Below are 15,875 nucleotides of genomic sequence, written 5' to 3'. Positions count from 1 at the left end.
TCTTTGCCAACCCACTCTTCCGTTTCCCCCGCCGGTGTTCCCGCCGGTGCGGGCGCGCCCCTGCCGCCGGGCCCCGCCCAGGACGCCTACATCAAGGCCGTGACGACGGAGTTGCAGGATAAGGGCTTCGTCGTCGCCAAGCTGGACGCCCTGCAGGAGTGGGCGCGCACCGGGTCGCTGTGGCCCATGACCTTCGGCCTGGCCTGCTGTGCTGTGGAAATGATCCACGCCTACATGAGCCGCTTCGACCTGGACCGGTTCGGCGTGATCCCGCGCCCCAGCCCGCGCCAGTCGGACGTGATGATCGTGGCCGGCACCCTGTGCAACAAGATGGCCCCGGCCCTGCGCAAGGTCTACGACCAGATGGCGGAGCCGCGCTGGGTCATTTCCATGGGGTCCTGCGCCAACGGCGGCGGCTATTACCACTACAGCTATTCCGTGGTGCGCGGCTGCGACCGCATCGTGCCCGTGGACATCTACGTTCCGGGCTGCCCGCCCACGGCTGAGGCGCTGGTCTACGGCGTGCTGCAGCTGCAGAAGAAGATCAAGGGCGGTAACCGCCTGGTTCGGCGCTAAGCGGCCCTCGAGGGATCGGGAATGAACGAAGAAACCCTACAGGCGCTGGGCGCCAAGATCGCGGCGGCCCTGCCGGGTGCCGTGACCGGCACCGAGATCCAGAACGGCGAGCTGGTGGTCCGCACCACGCGCGAGGGCCTGCTGCAGACCCTGACCGTGCTGCGTGACGACGCCGGCTGCCGCTTCACCCAGTTGGTCGACATCACCGCGGTGGACTGGCCCTCCAAGCCGGAGCGGTTCGAGGTCAACTACATGCTGCTGTCGGTGTCCAAGAACCTGCGCGCGCGGGTGAAGGTCACCACGGATGAGGACACGCCCGTGCCGTCCTGCGTCCCGCTGTTCCCGGCCGCCGGCTGGTACGAGCGCGAGACCTGGGACATGTTCGGCGTGTTCTTCGCGGGCCACCCCGACCTGCGCCGCATCCTGACCGACTACGGTTTCGAAGGTCACCCCCTGCGCAAGGACTTCCCCCTGACGGGCTACGTCGAGGTCCGCTACGACGACGAGCAGAAGCGCGTCGTCTATGAGCCGGTGAAGCTGACGCAGGACTTCCGGGCCTTTGATTTCATGTCGCCCTGGGAGGCGATGACCGATGTGCAACTGCCGGGCGACGAGAAGGCGGTCATCCCGCTGGGCGCGTCGCTGCGCGACGGCAGCGTGAAGAAGTGAGATCGGCCATGGCCAATCCTGTCGAAAGCCAAATCAAACCCTACACGATGAACTTCGGGCCGCAGCACCCTGCCGCCCACGGCGTGTTGCGCCTGGTTCTGGAGATGGACGGCGAGATCGTGGAGCGGGCGGACCCGCACATCGGTCTGCTGCATCGCGGCACCGAGAAGCTCATCGAGTACAAGACCTACATCCAGGCGATGCCTTATTTCGACCGGCTGGACTATGTCTCGCCGATGTCGGAGGAGCACAGCTTCGTCCTGGCTGCGGAGAAGCTGCTGGGCATCACCCCGCCCAAGCGCGCGCAGCACATCCGCGTACTGTTCGCCGAGCTGACCCGCATCCTGAACCACCTGCTGAACGTCACCACGTTCGCCATGGACGTGGGCGCGCTGACCCCGGCCCTGTGGGGCTTCGAGGAGCGCGAGCTGCTCATGGAGTTCTATGAGCGGGTGTCGGGCGCCCGTATGCACGCCAACTACTTCCGCGTGGGCGGTGTCCACCAGGACCTGCCGGCCGGCATGCTGGACGACATCGAGGCCTACGCGGCCAAGTTCGAGAAGTTCGTCGACGACGTGGAAGGCCTGCTGACGGCCAACCGCATCTTCAAGCAGCGCCTGGTCGACATCGGCATCGTCTCGGGTGACGAGGCGCTGGCCTGGGGCTTCACCGGCCCGGTGCTGCGCGCCTCCGGCATTCCGTGGGACTTGCGCAAGGCCCAGCCCTACGACACCTACGCCGAGTACGACTTCGACGTCGCCGTGGGCAAGACCGGCGACTGCTACGCCCGCTACCTGGTGCGTGTGGAGGAGATGCGGCAGTCCAACCGGATCGTGCAGCAGGCCGTGGCCAAGCTGCGCCAGACCCCCGGCGCCGTGAAGGTGGATGACCGCAAGATCGCCCCGCCGCCGCGTGGCGACATGAAGCGCTCGATGGAATCGCTGATCCATCACTTCAAGCTGTACACCGAGGGCTACCACGTCCCTGCCGGCGAGACCTACACCGCCACCGAATCGCCCAAGGGCGAGTTCGGCGTGTACCTGGTCTCCGACGGGTCCAACCGTCCTTATCGCTGCAAGATCCGGCCGACGGGCATCGCCCATCTGCAGGGTGTTGATTTCATGTCCCGGGGCCACATGCTCGCCGACGCCGTCGCGATCATCGGCTCCATCGACGTCGTGTTCGGAGAGATCGACCGATGAGCGCTTCCGAGACCCCTGCCGGTCCGGCGACCTTCGAATTCACCGCCGACAACCTGGCCCTGGCCCAGCGGATCATCGCCAAGTATCCGGAAGGCCGCCAGGCGAGCGCCGTGATGCCCCTGTTGGACCTGGCCCAGCGCCAGCACGACAACTGGCTGCCCCGCGCCGCCATGGACTACGTCGCCGGCATGCTGGGCATGGCCCCCATCCGCGTGTACGAGGTCGCCAGCTTCTACACCATGTACAACCTGAAGCCGGTGGGTAAGCACTTCGTGCAGGTCTGCACGACCACCCCGTGCTGGCTGCGCGGGTCGGACGAGGTGCTGGCGGCGTGCAAGCGCAAGCTGGGCATCGGCCCGGGCGAGACCACGGCCGACGGTCAGTTCACGGTGGTCGAGGTGGAATGCGCCGGCGCCTGCGTCAACGCGCCCGTCATTTCGCTCAACGACATCTATTACGAGGACCTGGACGGCCCCTCCACCGAGGCGCTGCTGGACACCCTGATCCGGGGCGAGACGCCCAAGCCCGGCCCGCAGAACGGCCGCATCAATTCCGCGCCCATCGGCGGTCCGACGACCCTGATCGAGATGGCGCAGCGTAACGGCGTCAAGCCGGCGTCGCAGGAGTAAGGCCGATGTTGCGCGACGAAGACCGCATCTACACCAACCTCTACGGCTATGAGGATTTCCGCCTGGAAGCCGCCCGCAAGCGCGGCGACTGGGATGGCACCAAGGACATCCTGGCCCGTGGCCGCGATACCATCATCGAGCAGGTGAAGGAATCGGGCATGCGCGGCCGTGGCGGCGCCGGCTTCTCCACCGGCCTGAAGTGGTCCTTCATGCCCAAGAAGGTGGACGGCCCCGTCTATCTGGTGATCAACGCCGACGAGGGCGAGCCCGGCACCTGCAAGGACCGTGAGATCCTGCGCCACGATCCGCATAAGCTGATCGAAGGCTGCCTGATCGCCGGTTTCGCCATCGGTGCCACCGCCTGCTACATCTACATCCGCGGCGAGTTCTACAACGAGGCGTCCAACGTTCAGGTCGCCATCGACGAGGCCTACGCCGCCGGCCTGATCGGCAAGAACGCCTGCGGCAGCGGCTACGACTACGACATCTACCTGCACAAGGGTGCGGGCGCCTACATCTGCGGCGAGGAAACCGCGCTCATCGAGTCCATCGAGGGCAAGAAGGGCCAGCCGCGCAACAAGCCGCCGTTCCCCGCCAACGCCGGCCTGTATTCCCGCCCCACCACGGTCAACAACGTGGAAAGCATCGCGGGCGTTCCCACCATCCTGCGCCGCGGGCCCGCCTGGTTCGCCGGCATCGGCCGCCCCAAGAACGTGGGCACCAAGCTGTTCTGCATCTCCGGCCACGTGAACAAGCCGTGCAACGTGGAAGAGGAGATGGGCATCCCCCTGAAGGAGCTCATCGAGCGCCATGCGGGTGGCGTGCGCGGCGGCTGGGACAACCTGCTGGCCGTTATCCCCGGCGGCTCCTCCGTGCCGGTGATGCCCAAGAGCACCTGCGACACCGTGCTGATGGATTTTGACAGCCTGCGTGAGGTCGGGTCCGGCCTGGGCACGGCGGCCGTGATCGTCATGGACAAGTCCACCGACATCGTCCGCGCCATCGCCCGCCTGTCGAAGTTCTACATGCATGAGAGCTGCGGCCAGTGCACGCCCTGCCGCGAAGGCACCGGCTGGCTGGCCCGCGTCATGGACCGCATGGTCCGTGGCCAGGCCCGCCTGGAAGAGATCGACATGCTGCAGGACGTCACCAAGCAGATCGAAGGCCGCACCATCTGCGCCCTGGGCGATGCCGCCGCCTGGCCCGTGCAGGGCCTGATCCGGCACTTCCGTCCGGAGATGGAACGCCGCATCGCCGATTATCGCCAGAGCATCGCTGCCGAGTGATCGGTGGAAGGATTTGAGACATGCCGAAACTGACCATCGACGGTATCGAGCTTGAAGTGGCGCCTGGCACCTCCGTGCTGCAGGCCTGCGAGCAGCTGGGCATCGAGGTTCCGCGCTTCTGCTATCACGAGAAGCTGTCGGTCCCGGCCAACTGCCGCATGTGCCTGGTGGAGATGGAGAAGGCCCCCAAGCCCATCGCCAGCTGCGCCATGCCCTGCGGCGAAGGCATGGTGATCAAGACCGACACCGACACCGTGCACAAGGCGCGCAAGGGGGTGATGGAGTTCCTGCTCATCAACCACCCGCTGGACTGCCCCATCTGCGACCAGGGCGGCGAGTGCGACCTGCAGGACCAGGCCGTGGGCTACGGTTTCGACCGTGGCCGCTATGGCGAGGAAAAGCGCGCGGTCAAGGACAAGAACCTGGGCCCGCTGATCAAGACGATCATGACGCGCTGCATCCACTGCACGCGCTGCATCCGCTTCAGCGACGAGATCGCGGGCGTGTCCGTGATGGGCGCCACCGGCCGTGGCGAGCATATGGAGATCGGCACCTACGTCGAGGCCGCCGTCTCGTCCGAGCTGTCGGGCAACCTGGTGGACGTGTGCCCGGTGGGCGCGCTGACCTCCAAGCCCTACGCCTTCACCGCCCGCCCCTGGGAGCTGCGCAAGACGGAATCGGTGGACGTCCTGGACGCCGTCGGGTCCAACATCCGCATCGACACCCGCGGCGGCGAAGTGCTGCGCATCCTCCCCCGCCTGAACGAGGCGGTGAACGAGGAATGGATCAGCGACAAGACCCGCTACGCCCATGACGGCCTGAAGCGCCAGCGCCTGGACCGCCCCTACATCCGTGAGAACGGCAAGCTGCGTGCCGCCTCGTGGGAAGAGGCCTTGGCCCTGACCGCCTCCAAGCTGAAGGGTGCGGCGCCGGAGAAGATCGCCGCTATCGCCGGCGACCTGGCCGACGCCGAAAGCCTGCTGGCCCTGAAGGACCTGCTGGGCGGCATGGGTGTCGGCAGCCTGGAAAGCCGCCAGGACGGCAGCGCCATCGACGCGGCGTCCCGCGCCGGCTACATCTTCAACAGCACCATCGCGGGCATCGAGCAGGCGGACCATATCCTCCTGATCGGCACCAACCCGCGCTGGGAAGGCAGCCTGGTCAACGCCCGCATCCGCAAGCGCTACCTGCAGGGCGGCCTGACCGTCACCGTGCTGGGCCCGCGCGTCGATCTGACCTTCCCCATTGAGCATCTGGGCAACGATGCCACGCTGCTGAACGCCATCGCCGACGGCAGCCACCCCTATGCCGAGACGCTGAAGGCCGCCAAGAAGCCCCTGCTGATCCTGGGCTCCGGCGCCCTGGCCCGTCCGGACGGCGCCGCCGTCTGGGCCGCCGCCCGTGCGGTGGCCGAGGCTTGCGGCCTGGTGCGTGAGGACTGGAACGGCTTCAACGTCCTGCACCGCGCGGCCTCGCGCGTCGGCGCCCTGGACCTGGGCTTCCTGCCCACTAAGGGTGGCCGCGATCTGGCCGGCATCCTGGACGGCGCCCGCAAGGGCGAGGTCGAGGTGGTCTACCTGCTGGGCGCCGACGAGATCGACGCCCAGAACTTCGGCCGCGCCTTCGTGATCTACCAGGGCCACCACGGTGACCGGGGCGCCCATCGCGCCGATGTCATCCTGCCGGGTGCCGCCTATACCGAGAAGAACGCGACCTACGTCAACACCGAGGGCCGCGCCCAGCATACCCGCCAGGCCACCTTCCCGGTGGGCGAGGCGCGCGAGGATTGGAAGATCATCCGCGCGCTGTCGGGCGCCCTGGGCAAGCCCCTGCCGTATGACACCCTGCAGCAGTTGCGCAAGCGGCTGGCCGACGCCAACCCGGTGTTCGCCCAGATCGACCGCGTCACGCCGGCCGCCTGGGGTGCCTTTGGTACCGCCGGTGCCGTGGCCGCCGCCCCCTTCACCCTGCCGGTGGAGAACTTCTACATGACCGACGCGATCAGCCGCGCCTCGGCCACCATGGCCGAATGCACGGAGGCCTTCGTGTCGCCCGCCGTTGCCGAGAGGACCGGTACCCATGGCTGATTTCCTCGCCCTGCACCTGGGCTTGCCCCTCACCTGGGCGACCCTGGTGGCGATCATCCTGAAGATCCTGGTGATCACGGTGCCGTTGCTGATCGCGATGGCCATGATGACCTACATGGAACGCAAGGTGCTGGCCGCCATCCAGCTGCGCCAGGGCCCGATCCTGGTCGGCCCCTTCGGTCTGCTGCAGCCGTTCGCCGACGGCCTGAAGCTGATGACCAAGGAGACCATCATCCCGGCCGGCGCCAACCGCGCCGTGTTCCTGGTGGCGCCGATGATCACCTTCATCCTGGCGCTGGTGGCCTGGGCGGTCATCCCCTTCGGTGAGGGCCTGGTGCTGTCCGACATCAATGTCGGCGTGCTCTACCTCTTCGCCATCAGCTCGCTGGGCGTCTACGGCATCATCATGTCGGGCTGGGCGTCCAACTCGAAGTACGCCTTCCTGGGCGGTCTGCGCTCCGCCGCGCAGATGGTGTCCTACGAGGTCTCCATCGGCTTCGTCATCATCACCGTGCTGCTGTGCGTCGGCTCGCTGAACCTGTCGGACATCGTCCGGGCGCAGACCCACCTGTGGTTCTGCATCCCGCTGTTCCCCATGTTTGTGGTGTTCTTCATCTCGGCGCTGGCGGAAACCAACCGCGCCCCCTTCGACCTGCCGGAAGGCGAGTCCGAACTGGTGGGCGGTTTCCACACCGAATACTCGGCCATGACCTTCGCCCTGTTCTTCCTGGGCGAGTACATCAGCATGCTCCTGATGAGCGGGATGACCTCCATCCTGTTCCTGGGCGGCTGGCAGCCGTTCCCCTTCCTGGGTTTCATCCCCGGCCCGCTGAACCTGATCATCAAGATTTGCCTGCTGATGTTCGTGTTCATCTGGGTGCGCGGCACGCTGCCCCGCTACCGTTATGACCAGCTGATGCGCCTGGGCTGGAAGGTCTTCCTGCCGTTCTCCCTGGTCTGGGTGATCCTGACTTCCGGCTTCCTTGTCTACTTCGACAAGCTGCCGCACTGAGCGATGCGTCCCCGCCCCGGGGCGGGACTTTGGTACTGACTTGTGACCGCGGGGGGAGCCGCCCCCCGCATCAAGGAATGAGGTGACGACATGGCCTGGCTCGACCGCACGGCGCGCGGCCTGTTCATGACCGAGCTGGTGAAGGGCTTCGCCCTGACCTTCAGCTACATGTTCAAGCCCCGGGTGACCCTCAACTACCCGTATGAGCGCAGCCCGCTCAGCCCCCGCTTCCGTGGCGAACACGCGCTGCGCCGCTATCCCAACGGGGAAGAACGCTGCATCGCGTGCAAGCTGTGCGAAGCGGTGTGCCCGGCCCTGGCCATCACCATCGAAGCGGAACCCCGTGAGGACGGCTCGCGCCGGACCACCCGCTACGACATCGACATGACCAAGTGCATCTACTGCGGCCTCTGCCAGGAGGCCTGCCCGGTGGATGCCATCGTCGAGGGGCCGAACATCGAGTTCGCCACCGAGACGCGCGAGGAGCTTTTCTACAACAAGGAAAAGCTGCTGGCGAATGGCGACCGGTGGGAGCCGCTGCTGGCGGCCAACATCGCCGCCGATGCGCCCTACCGCTGAGCCTTGAGTGCGCCTTTAACGCCTTGTGACGCCTAACCCCGTGACACCCGCGCGCGGGATCGCCCGCGCCCCCGACGTCGAGTCAGGGACCCAGACGATGGGCCCGGTTACCGGAGAGAAATCTTGATCGCCAACGTCCGCAACCCGCACCGGAAGGAGAGCCGCCGATGATACTGCCCGCTCTCGCCTTCTATCTGTTCGCCGCCGTGCTGGTGCTGGCCGGCATGCTGGTGATCACGGCGCGCAACCCGGTGCACTCCGTCCTGTTCCTGATCCTGGCCTTCTTCAACGCGGCCGGCCTGTTCGTGCTGATCGGGGCGGAATTCGTGGCGATGATCCTGGTCATCGTCTACGTGGGCGCCGTGGCGGTGCTGTTCCTCTTCGTCGTCATGATGCTGGACATCAATTTCCAGGAACTGCGCAAGGGCTTCCTACGCTACCTGCCGGCGGGCCTCGCCGTGGGGGCGGCCCTGCTGGCGGAACTGGGCCTGGTGATCTCCGGCTGGGTCTACGCCGGCCCGGCCGACAGCGTCCGCGCGGCGCCGACGCCGGAAAGCGTGGGCAACGCCCAGGCGCTGGGCGACCTGCTCTACACCCAATACGCCTTCATCTTCGAGGCCTCGGGCCTGGTGCTGCTGGTCGCCATGATCGGCGCCATCGTGCTGACCCTGCGCTCGCGCAAGGGCGTGCGCCGCCAGGTCATCGCCGACCAGCTGGCCCGCCGCCGCGAGGACGTGGTGGCCGTGGTCAAGGTCCAGACCGGGGAGGGCGTGTAAACCATGGAAAACATGATGGATATCGGTCTGGGCCACTACCTGTCGGTGGCGGCCATCCTGTTCATCCTGGGCGTGTTCGGCATCTTCCTGAACCGCCGCAACGTCATCATCATCCTGATGTCGGTCGAGTTGATCCTGCTCGCGGTCAACATCAACCTCGTCGCCTTCTCGGTCTTCCTGCACGATCTGGTGGGACAGGTCTTCGCCCTGTTCATCCTGACCGTCGCGGCTGCCGAGGCCGCCATCGGCCTCGCCATCCTCGTCATCTACTTCCGCAACCGTGGCTCGATCGCGGTTGAGGACATCAACCTGATGAAGGGTTGAGGGCCATGGCCGTTATCGCTGCAATCTTCCTGCCGCTCCTCGCGGCGTTCATCGCCGGCTTCTTCGGCCGCCGCATCGGTGACCTGGGTTCCCAGCTCGTCACCTGCGGCGCCATGGTCGTCGCGCTGGTCCTGTCCGTCATCCTGTTCATCGACGTGGCCGTGAACGGTCATGCCACCGTGGTTCCGCTGGCCAACTGGGTTGCCAGCGGCGACTTCCACGTCGATTGGGCCCTGCGTGTCGATACCCTGACGGCGGTCATGCTGATCGTGGTCAACGGCGTGTCGACCATGGTGCACATCTACTCCGTCGGCTACATGAGCCATGACCCGGACAAGCCCCGGTTCATGTCCTACCTCAGCCTGTTCACCTTCATGATGCTCATGCTGGTGACCTCGGACAACCTGGTGCAGATGTTCTTCGGCTGGGAGGGCGTCGGTGTCGCCTCCTACCTGCTGATCAACTTCTGGTTCGAGAAGAAGAGCGCCAACGACGCCTCCATGAAGGCGTTCCTGGTGAACCGCGTGGGCGACTTCGGCTTCGCGCTGGGCATCTTCTCGATCTTCATCATCTTCGGCAGCGTCGAATTCGGCACGATCTTCCCGGCCGCCGCCGGCAAGGCCCACGCCACCTTCAATTTCCTGGGCTGGCACGTGTCGGCGCTGGATTGCGCCTGCCTGCTGCTGTTCGTCGGCGCCATGGGCAAGTCGGCCCAGCTGGGCCTGCACACCTGGCTGCCGGACGCGATGGAAGGCCCGACCCCGGTGTCGGCCCTCATCCACGCCGCCACCATGGTCACCGCCGGCGTGTTCATGCTGGCCCGCATGAGCCCGGTGTTCGAATACGCCCCCACCGCCCTGGCCGTGGTGACCGTGCTGGGCGCCCTGACCGCCTTCGTCGCCGCGACGATCGGCATGACCCAGTTCGACATCAAGCGCGTCATCGCCTATTCGACGATGAGCCAGCTGGGCTACATGTTCTTCGCCATCGGCGTGTCGGCCTACCAGGCCGCCGTCTTCCATCTGATGACCCACGCCTTCTTCAAGGCCCTGCTGTTCCTGGGCGCCGGTTCCGTCATCCACGCCATGTCGGGTGAGCAGGACATGCGCAAGATGGGCGGCATCGCCAGGCTGATCCCCTTCACCTACGCGGTGATGTGGATCGGCAACCTGGCCCTGGCCGGTGTCGGCATCCCCAAGATTGGCGCATTCCCTGGCTTCGGTTTCGCCGGCTTCTACTCCAAGGACATTGTGCTGGAGGCCGCCTACGGCTCCGGCACCGCCGTCGGCCACTTCGCCTACTGGCTGGGCATCGCCGCCGCCTTCATGACCGCCTTCTACTCCTGGCGCCTGCTGATCATGACCTTCCATGGCAAGCCGCGCGCCTCCAAGGAGGTCATGGACCACGTGCATGAGAGCCCCCTGGTCATGACCGGTCCGCTGACCGTGCTGGCCATCGGCGCCTTGGTCGCCGGTATCGGTGGCTACGAGTGGTTCGTCGGCCATGCCGCCCGCGCGGAGTTCTGGCGCGGCGCCATCCAGGTCCTGCACGCCCATGACAGCATCCACGCCGCCCACGAGGGGCCGGAGTGGGTGGGCCTGCTGCCGCTATTGGTCGGCCTGGCCGGCATCGCCCTGGCCTATGTCTGCTACATGTTCGTGCCCGGCATCCCGGCGACCTTCACCAAGATCGTGAAGCCGCTGCACGTGCTGGTCTTCAACAAGTACTTCTTCGACCAGATTTACGACGTGCTGTTCGTGAAGCCGGCCCAGGTCCTCGGCTTCGGCCTGTGGAAGGCCGGTGACGGCGCCATCATCGACGGCCTGGGCCCCGATGGCGTCGCCAAGACCACCCGCGGCGTGGCCGCCGGCGTCAGCCGTCTGCAGTCCGGGTACGTCTACCATTACGCATTCGCCATGGTGATCGGCGTGGTCGCGCTGGTCGGCTGGTTCTACTTCAAGCCCTGAGCAGGACGAGGCATCTAAGATGGCTGATTGGCCGATCCTGTCGCTGACGACGTTCCTTCCGTCGATTGGCGCCCTACTCATCCTGCTGGTGCGCGGCGAAGAACAGGCCGTGGCGCGGAACGCGAAGGCGATCGCCCTCGCGACCTCGCTTCTCACCTTCATCGTTTCGCTGTTCATCCTGGTGAAGTTCGACCCCTCCAGCGCCGGCTTCCAGCTGGTGGAGGAACACAGCTGGATCCCGGCATTGGGCATCCAGTACCTGCGCGGCATCGACGGCGTGTCCGTCTGGTTCGTGCTGGCCTCGACCTTCCTCACCCCCGTCTGCGTGCTGGCCTCCTGGGACAGCATCGAGAAGCGGGTGAAGGAGTTCATGATGTCGCTCCTGCTGCTGGAGACCATGCTGGTCGGCATGTTCACCGCGCTGGACTTCATCCTGTTCTACATCTTCTTCGAAGGTGTCCTGCTGCCGATGTTCCTGATGATCGGCGTGTGGGGTGGTCCGGGCCGCATCTACGCCGCCTACAAGTTCTTCATCTACACCTTCATCGGCTCCGTCCTGATGCTGCTGGCCATCGTCGCCATGTACCTGCAGGTCGGCACGATGGACATGCGGGTGATGCTGGACCACACCTTCGATCCGTCGATGCAGAAGATCCTGTGGCTGGCCTTCTTCGCCGCCTTCGCGGTGAAGACCCCGATGTGGCCGTTCCACACCTGGCTGCCCTTCGCCCACGTGGAGGCGCCGACCGCCGGCTCCGTCATGCTGGCCGGCGTCATGCTGAAGATGGGCGGTTACGGTCTCATCCGCGCCAACCTGCAGATGCTGCCCATCGGCTCGGCCACCTACACCAACCTGGTGTTCGTGATGTCGGTCGTCGCCATCATCTACACCTCGCTGGTGGCGCTGGCGCAGACCGACATGAAGAAGATGATCGCCTACTCCTCCGTGGCCCACATGGGTTACGTCAGCATGGGCATCTTCTCCGCCAACGCCCAGGGCCTGGACGGCGCCATGTTCCAGATGCTGTCGCACACCGTGGTGTCGGCGGCGCTCTTCCTCTGCATCGGCGTGGTCTACAACCGCCTGCACACCCGCGAGATCGCGCGCTATGGCGGCATGGCGCACAACATGCCCAAGTACGCCGTGGTGTTCATGCTGTTCATGCTGGCCTCGGTCGGCCTGCCCGGCACCTCGGGTTTCGTGGGTGAGTTCCTGTCCATGCTGGGTGCCTACGAGGCCAACACCTGGGTGGGCCTGTTCGCCTCCACCGGCCTGGTGTTCGGCGCCGCCTATATGCTGCTGCTCTATCGCAAGCTGTTCTACGGCAAGCTGGAGAAGCCGGACGTGATCGCCATGCCCGACCTGAACGGGAAGGAGATCCTCTACTTCGCCCCGCTGGTCGCCATCGTCATCATGATGGGCGTGTATCCGAAGAGCTTCAGCAGCGTGTACGCCGCGTCGCTGGACCATATCCTGTCGCACCACCGCGAGGCCCTGGCCGCCGAGGGTCTGACCCCGCCGGTCGCCAACCCGGCCTCCGCCTTCGTCCCGGCCGCCAACGCCGGGACCCTCTCGGCCCACCCGGCGACCAGCGAGACGCCGGGCACCGAGCCGGCGGTTGAGCCGTCCACCCCTGAAACGCCCGCCGAGGCGCCCGCGCAAAGCGAGCCCAAGGCGGATGCCAACCCCGACGCCGGCCACTGATCCAGCGGGAAACGATCCATGCAACCTGTCCTTACCGATCTGATCCCGGCCCTGCCTGAGATCTTCCTGGCCGTGGCGGCGCTGGCGCTGCTGATGCTGGGTGTGTTCAGCGGCAAGAACGGCACCCGCCTGGTCAGCGGCCTGGCCGTGGTGGCGCTGGTGGCGACGTCCGTGCTGCTGGTCCGCCAGGAAGGCTACGACGTGGCCTTCTCCGGTCTGTTCATCACCGACGGTTTCGCCGTCTTCTCCAAGCTGCTGGTCCTGCTGGGCACCGGCCTGTCCATCATCATCGCCCAGAATTTCATCGCCCGTGAGGACATGGACCGGTTCGAATATCCGGTGCTCATGCTGCTGGCGACCGTCGGCATGATGATGATGGTGTCGGCCAACGACCTGCTGACCCTTTATGTCGGCCTGGAGCTGCAGAGCCTGTCGCTCTACGTAATCGCGTCCTTCCGCCGCGATTACGCCAAGAGCACCGAGGCCGGCCTGAAGTACTTCGTGCTGGGTGCCCTGTCCTCCGGCATGCTGCTGTACGGCATCAGCCTGATCTATGGCTTCGCCGGCACCACCAACTTCATCACCATCGCCCAGGTCCTGCAGGCCGGCCCAGCGTCCTTGGGCGTCATCGTCGGCTTGGTCTTCGTCGCCGCCGGCCTGGCCTTCAAGATCTCGGCCGTGCCCTTCCACATGTGGACGCCGGACGTGTACGAAGGCGCCCCCACCCCGGTCACGGCCTTCTTCGCCGTGGCCCCCAAGGTGGCCGCCATCTGCCTGTTCATCCGCGTTCTGGAGGGCCCCTTCGGCTCCCTGCTGCCGCAGTGGCGCCAGGTGATCGAGTTCTGCTCCGTCGCCTCCATGGTGGTGGGCTCGCTGGCGGCCATCCGCCAGAGCAACATCAAGCGCCTGATGGCCTACAGCTCCATCGCCAACATCGGCTACGCCCTGGTCGGCGTGGCGGCCGGCACCGCCGAGGGCGTGCAGGCCGTGCTGATCTACATGGCGATCTACCTGGTGATGACCGTCGGCACCTTCGCCATCATCATCGGCATGCGCCAGAAGGGTAAGGCCGTGGAAGAGATCGCCGACCTGGCGGGCCTCTCCAAGACCAATCCCATGCTGGCCCTGGCCCTGGCCGTCTTCATGTTCTCCATGGCGGGCGTGCCGCCGGCGGCCGGCTTCTTCGGCAAGCTGCTGGTGTTCATGGCGGCGTGGAAGGCGGGCCTGTATCCGCTGTCCATCATCATGGCCCTGACCAGCGGCATCAGCCTCTACTACTACCTGAAGATTTGTAAGGTCTCCTGGTTCGACGACGTGAAGGAGCCGCTGGACCGCCCGACGGCCGGCCTGTCCTGGGTCGTCACCGCCACCGCCCTGGTGGTGTTCCCGGTGGCCCTGGTGATCGGCACCCCGGTGCTGAACAGCGCCGCCGCCGCCGCCGCCAGCCTGTTCCATTGAGCGGGCGGGCGCTGAATCCCAGCGCCCCGTCCCACCGTCTGCCGGAGTGGATCCGGCCGACGGTGCTGGAGCGCTGCGGCAGCACCAACGACATCGTCAAGGACATGGCCCGTGCTGGCGCGCCGGAAGGCGCGCTGGTGCGGGCTGTTCGTCAAGAGGCGGGCAGGGGCCGGCGTGGCCGGTCCTGGACCTCGGAGCCCGGCAATCTCTATTGCACCTTGCTGCTGCGCCCTGGCGGTACGCCTCAGCGGGCGGCCGAGCTGTCCTTCGTTACCGCCCTGGCGGCGGGGGAGGCGGTGGATGGCCTGGTCGCCGCGGCGCCCAAGCTGAAATGGCCCAACGACGTCCTGGTCGATGGCGCCAAGATCGCCGGCATCCTGCTGGAATCCGAGGCCGAGGCGGACGGCAGCGTCGCCTGGGTGGCCGTCGGCATGGGCATGAATGTGCGGCATCATCCCGACACCGCCGATTACGCCACCACCTCTCTGCTGGCCCAGGGCGCGGATGTGGAGCCCGACCTGGTCATGGCGGCCTACGCCCGCGCCTTTGACCGCTGGTACCGCCGCTGGCAGGACTATGGCTTCGCGCCCGTGCGTGCCGCCTGGCTGAACGCCGCCCAGGGCGTCGGCGGCCCCGTCACCGTCCGCCTGCACGACCGCAGCTTCGAGGGCCGCCTGGTCGATCTGGATGCCGATGGCGCGCTGCTGGTGGAAACCGCCGGCGGCACGGTGAAGGTCACAGCCGGCGACGTCTTTTTCCCTCATGCTGTTCAGCCGATCGCCTGAGACAGGGAGCCCGCCCCATGCTGCTCGCCATCGACGCCGGCAACACCAACGTGGTCTTCGCCATCTATGACGGCGACACGCCCCGGGGCCGCTGGCGCATCTCCACCGATAGCCGCCGCACCTCCGACGAGTACGCGGTGTGGCTGACTTCCGCCATGGCGCTGAAAGGCCTCGTGGCCCAGGATGTCAACGCCGCCATCCTGTCCTCCGTCGTACCAGCGGCGACACCAGACCTGATCCGGCTATGCAAGGATCATTTCGGCTGCGTGCCGATGCGCATCGGTGATCCGGCGGTGGATGTGGGCATTGAGATCCGCATCGACAATCCGCGCGAGGCGGGTGCCGACCGCCTGGTCAATGCCGTTGCGGCCACGGAACGATATAAGGCGCCGCTGGTGGTGCTGGATATCGGCACCGGCACCACCTTCGACGTGGTGGATGCCGATGGCGCCTTCGCCGGCGGCATCATCGCCCCCGGTCCCACCCTGTCGCTGGACGCCCTGCACCGTGTGGCCGCCCAATTGCCCAAGGTGGACATCGCCAAGCCTGACCGCGTCATCGGCCGCGGCACGGTGGGTGCCATGCAGTCCGGTATGTATTGGGGTTACACCGCGATGATCGAGGGCCTGCTGCGCCGTATCAAGGCGGAGCTGTCGCCCACCGGCACGCCCCCCGTCACCGTTATCGGCACCGGCGGCATGGTGCGGGTGTTCGCGGAGGAGACCGGCATGGTCGACCACATCGATGCCGACCTGACCTTACGCGGGCTCTTGCTCATCCATCGCCGCAACGCCAAATCAGGGGGCTGACGCCCCGTTCG

The 15,875-nt window shown here is 66.4% G+C and carries 15 protein-coding genes; all 15 read left to right on the top strand.

Annotated features, from left to right (window positions below; genetic code table 11):
• The first annotated feature begins 3 nt into the window (after positions 1-3).
• The 15 genes from FBZ88_RS10460 to FBZ88_RS10390 all read left to right on the top strand — a co-directional run bounded on the left by FBZ88_RS10460 (position 4) and on the right by FBZ88_RS10390 (position 15,864).
• Positions 4-576 (top strand): NuoB/complex I 20 kDa subunit family protein, encoded by a 573-nt coding sequence (locus FBZ88_RS10460; protein ID WP_040849827.1) that lies wholly within the window; start codon positions 4-6, stop codon positions 574-576.
• A 21-nt stretch (positions 577-597) separates the two neighbouring features.
• Positions 598-1,245, top strand: a complete 648-nt coding sequence (locus FBZ88_RS10455; protein WP_145608531.1) for an NADH-quinone oxidoreductase subunit C — start codon at positions 598-600, stop codon at positions 1,243-1,245.
• Between the two features lie 8 nt (positions 1,246-1,253).
• Positions 1,254-2,447, top strand: a complete 1,194-nt coding sequence (locus FBZ88_RS10450; protein WP_145608530.1) for an NADH-quinone oxidoreductase subunit D — start codon at positions 1,254-1,256, stop codon at positions 2,445-2,447.
• Positions 2,444-3,076 (top strand): NADH-quinone oxidoreductase subunit NuoE, encoded by a 633-nt coding sequence (gene nuoE, locus FBZ88_RS10445; RefSeq protein WP_145608528.1) that lies wholly within the window; start codon positions 2,444-2,446, stop codon positions 3,074-3,076. The genes FBZ88_RS10450 and nuoE overlap by 4 nt, the downstream gene beginning before the upstream one ends.
• Positions 3,077-3,081: 5 nt before the next feature.
• The gene (gene nuoF / locus FBZ88_RS10440) at positions 3,082-4,362 is read left to right on the top strand and encodes an NADH-quinone oxidoreductase subunit NuoF (RefSeq protein ID WP_145616754.1); all 1,281 of its coding nucleotides are present in this window, start codon (positions 3,082-3,084) and stop codon (positions 4,360-4,362) included.
• Between the two features lie 20 nt (positions 4,363-4,382).
• Positions 4,383-6,449 carry an NADH-quinone oxidoreductase subunit NuoG gene (gene nuoG / locus FBZ88_RS10435; RefSeq protein ID WP_145616753.1) on the top strand — a complete coding sequence of 689 codons (2,067 nt, stop codon included), beginning with the start codon at positions 4,383-4,385 and terminating at the stop codon, positions 6,447-6,449.
• Positions 6,442-7,461 carry an NADH-quinone oxidoreductase subunit NuoH gene (gene nuoH / locus FBZ88_RS10430; RefSeq protein WP_040846285.1) on the top strand — a complete coding sequence of 340 codons (1,020 nt, stop codon included), beginning with the start codon at positions 6,442-6,444 and terminating at the stop codon, positions 7,459-7,461. Before nuoG ends, nuoH begins: the two co-directional genes overlap by 8 nt.
• A gap of 90 nt (positions 7,462-7,551) precedes the next feature.
• A complete protein-coding gene (gene nuoI / locus FBZ88_RS10425) occupies positions 7,552-8,040 on the top strand; it encodes an NADH-quinone oxidoreductase subunit NuoI (RefSeq protein ID WP_088873695.1) in 489 nt (162 codons plus the stop codon).
• 167 nt (positions 8,041-8,207) lie between these two features.
• Positions 8,208-8,816, top strand: coding sequence for an NADH-quinone oxidoreductase subunit J (locus FBZ88_RS10420; RefSeq protein ID WP_040846282.1), 609 nt, complete (start codon positions 8,208-8,210; stop codon positions 8,814-8,816).
• A 15-nt stretch (positions 8,817-8,831) separates the two neighbouring features.
• Entirely contained in the window at positions 8,832-9,140 is a 309-nt protein-coding gene (gene nuoK / locus FBZ88_RS10415) for an NADH-quinone oxidoreductase subunit NuoK (protein WP_044559312.1), read from the top strand.
• 5 nt (positions 9,141-9,145) lie between these two features.
• Entirely contained in the window at positions 9,146-11,107 is a 1,962-nt protein-coding gene (nuoL, locus tag FBZ88_RS10410; RefSeq protein ID WP_145616752.1) for an NADH-quinone oxidoreductase subunit L, read from the top strand.
• 19 nt (positions 11,108-11,126) lie between these two features.
• Positions 11,127-12,812, top strand: a complete 1,686-nt coding sequence (locus tag FBZ88_RS10405) for an NADH-quinone oxidoreductase subunit M (RefSeq protein WP_145616751.1) — start codon at positions 11,127-11,129, stop codon at positions 12,810-12,812.
• An 18-nt stretch (positions 12,813-12,830) separates the two neighbouring features.
• Complete coding sequence (gene nuoN / locus FBZ88_RS10400; RefSeq protein ID WP_145616750.1) at positions 12,831-14,270, top strand: NADH-quinone oxidoreductase subunit NuoN; 1,440 nt, start codon at positions 12,831-12,833, stop codon at positions 14,268-14,270.
• Between the two features lie 62 nt (positions 14,271-14,332).
• The gene (locus FBZ88_RS10395; protein WP_246138607.1) at positions 14,333-15,055 is read left to right on the top strand and encodes a biotin--[acetyl-CoA-carboxylase] ligase; all 723 of its coding nucleotides are present in this window, start codon (positions 14,333-14,335) and stop codon (positions 15,053-15,055) included.
• A gap of 17 nt (positions 15,056-15,072) precedes the next feature.
• Entirely contained in the window at positions 15,073-15,864 is a 792-nt protein-coding gene (locus tag FBZ88_RS10390) for a type III pantothenate kinase (RefSeq protein WP_145616749.1), read from the top strand.
• The last annotated feature ends 11 nt before the right edge of the window (positions 15,865-15,875 follow it).

Source organism: Nitrospirillum bahiense (assembly GCF_007828025.1).
Taxonomy (GTDB): Bacteria; Pseudomonadota; Alphaproteobacteria; order Azospirillales; family Azospirillaceae; genus Nitrospirillum; species Nitrospirillum amazonense.
This window is presented reverse-complemented; position numbering and strand designations above follow the sequence as displayed.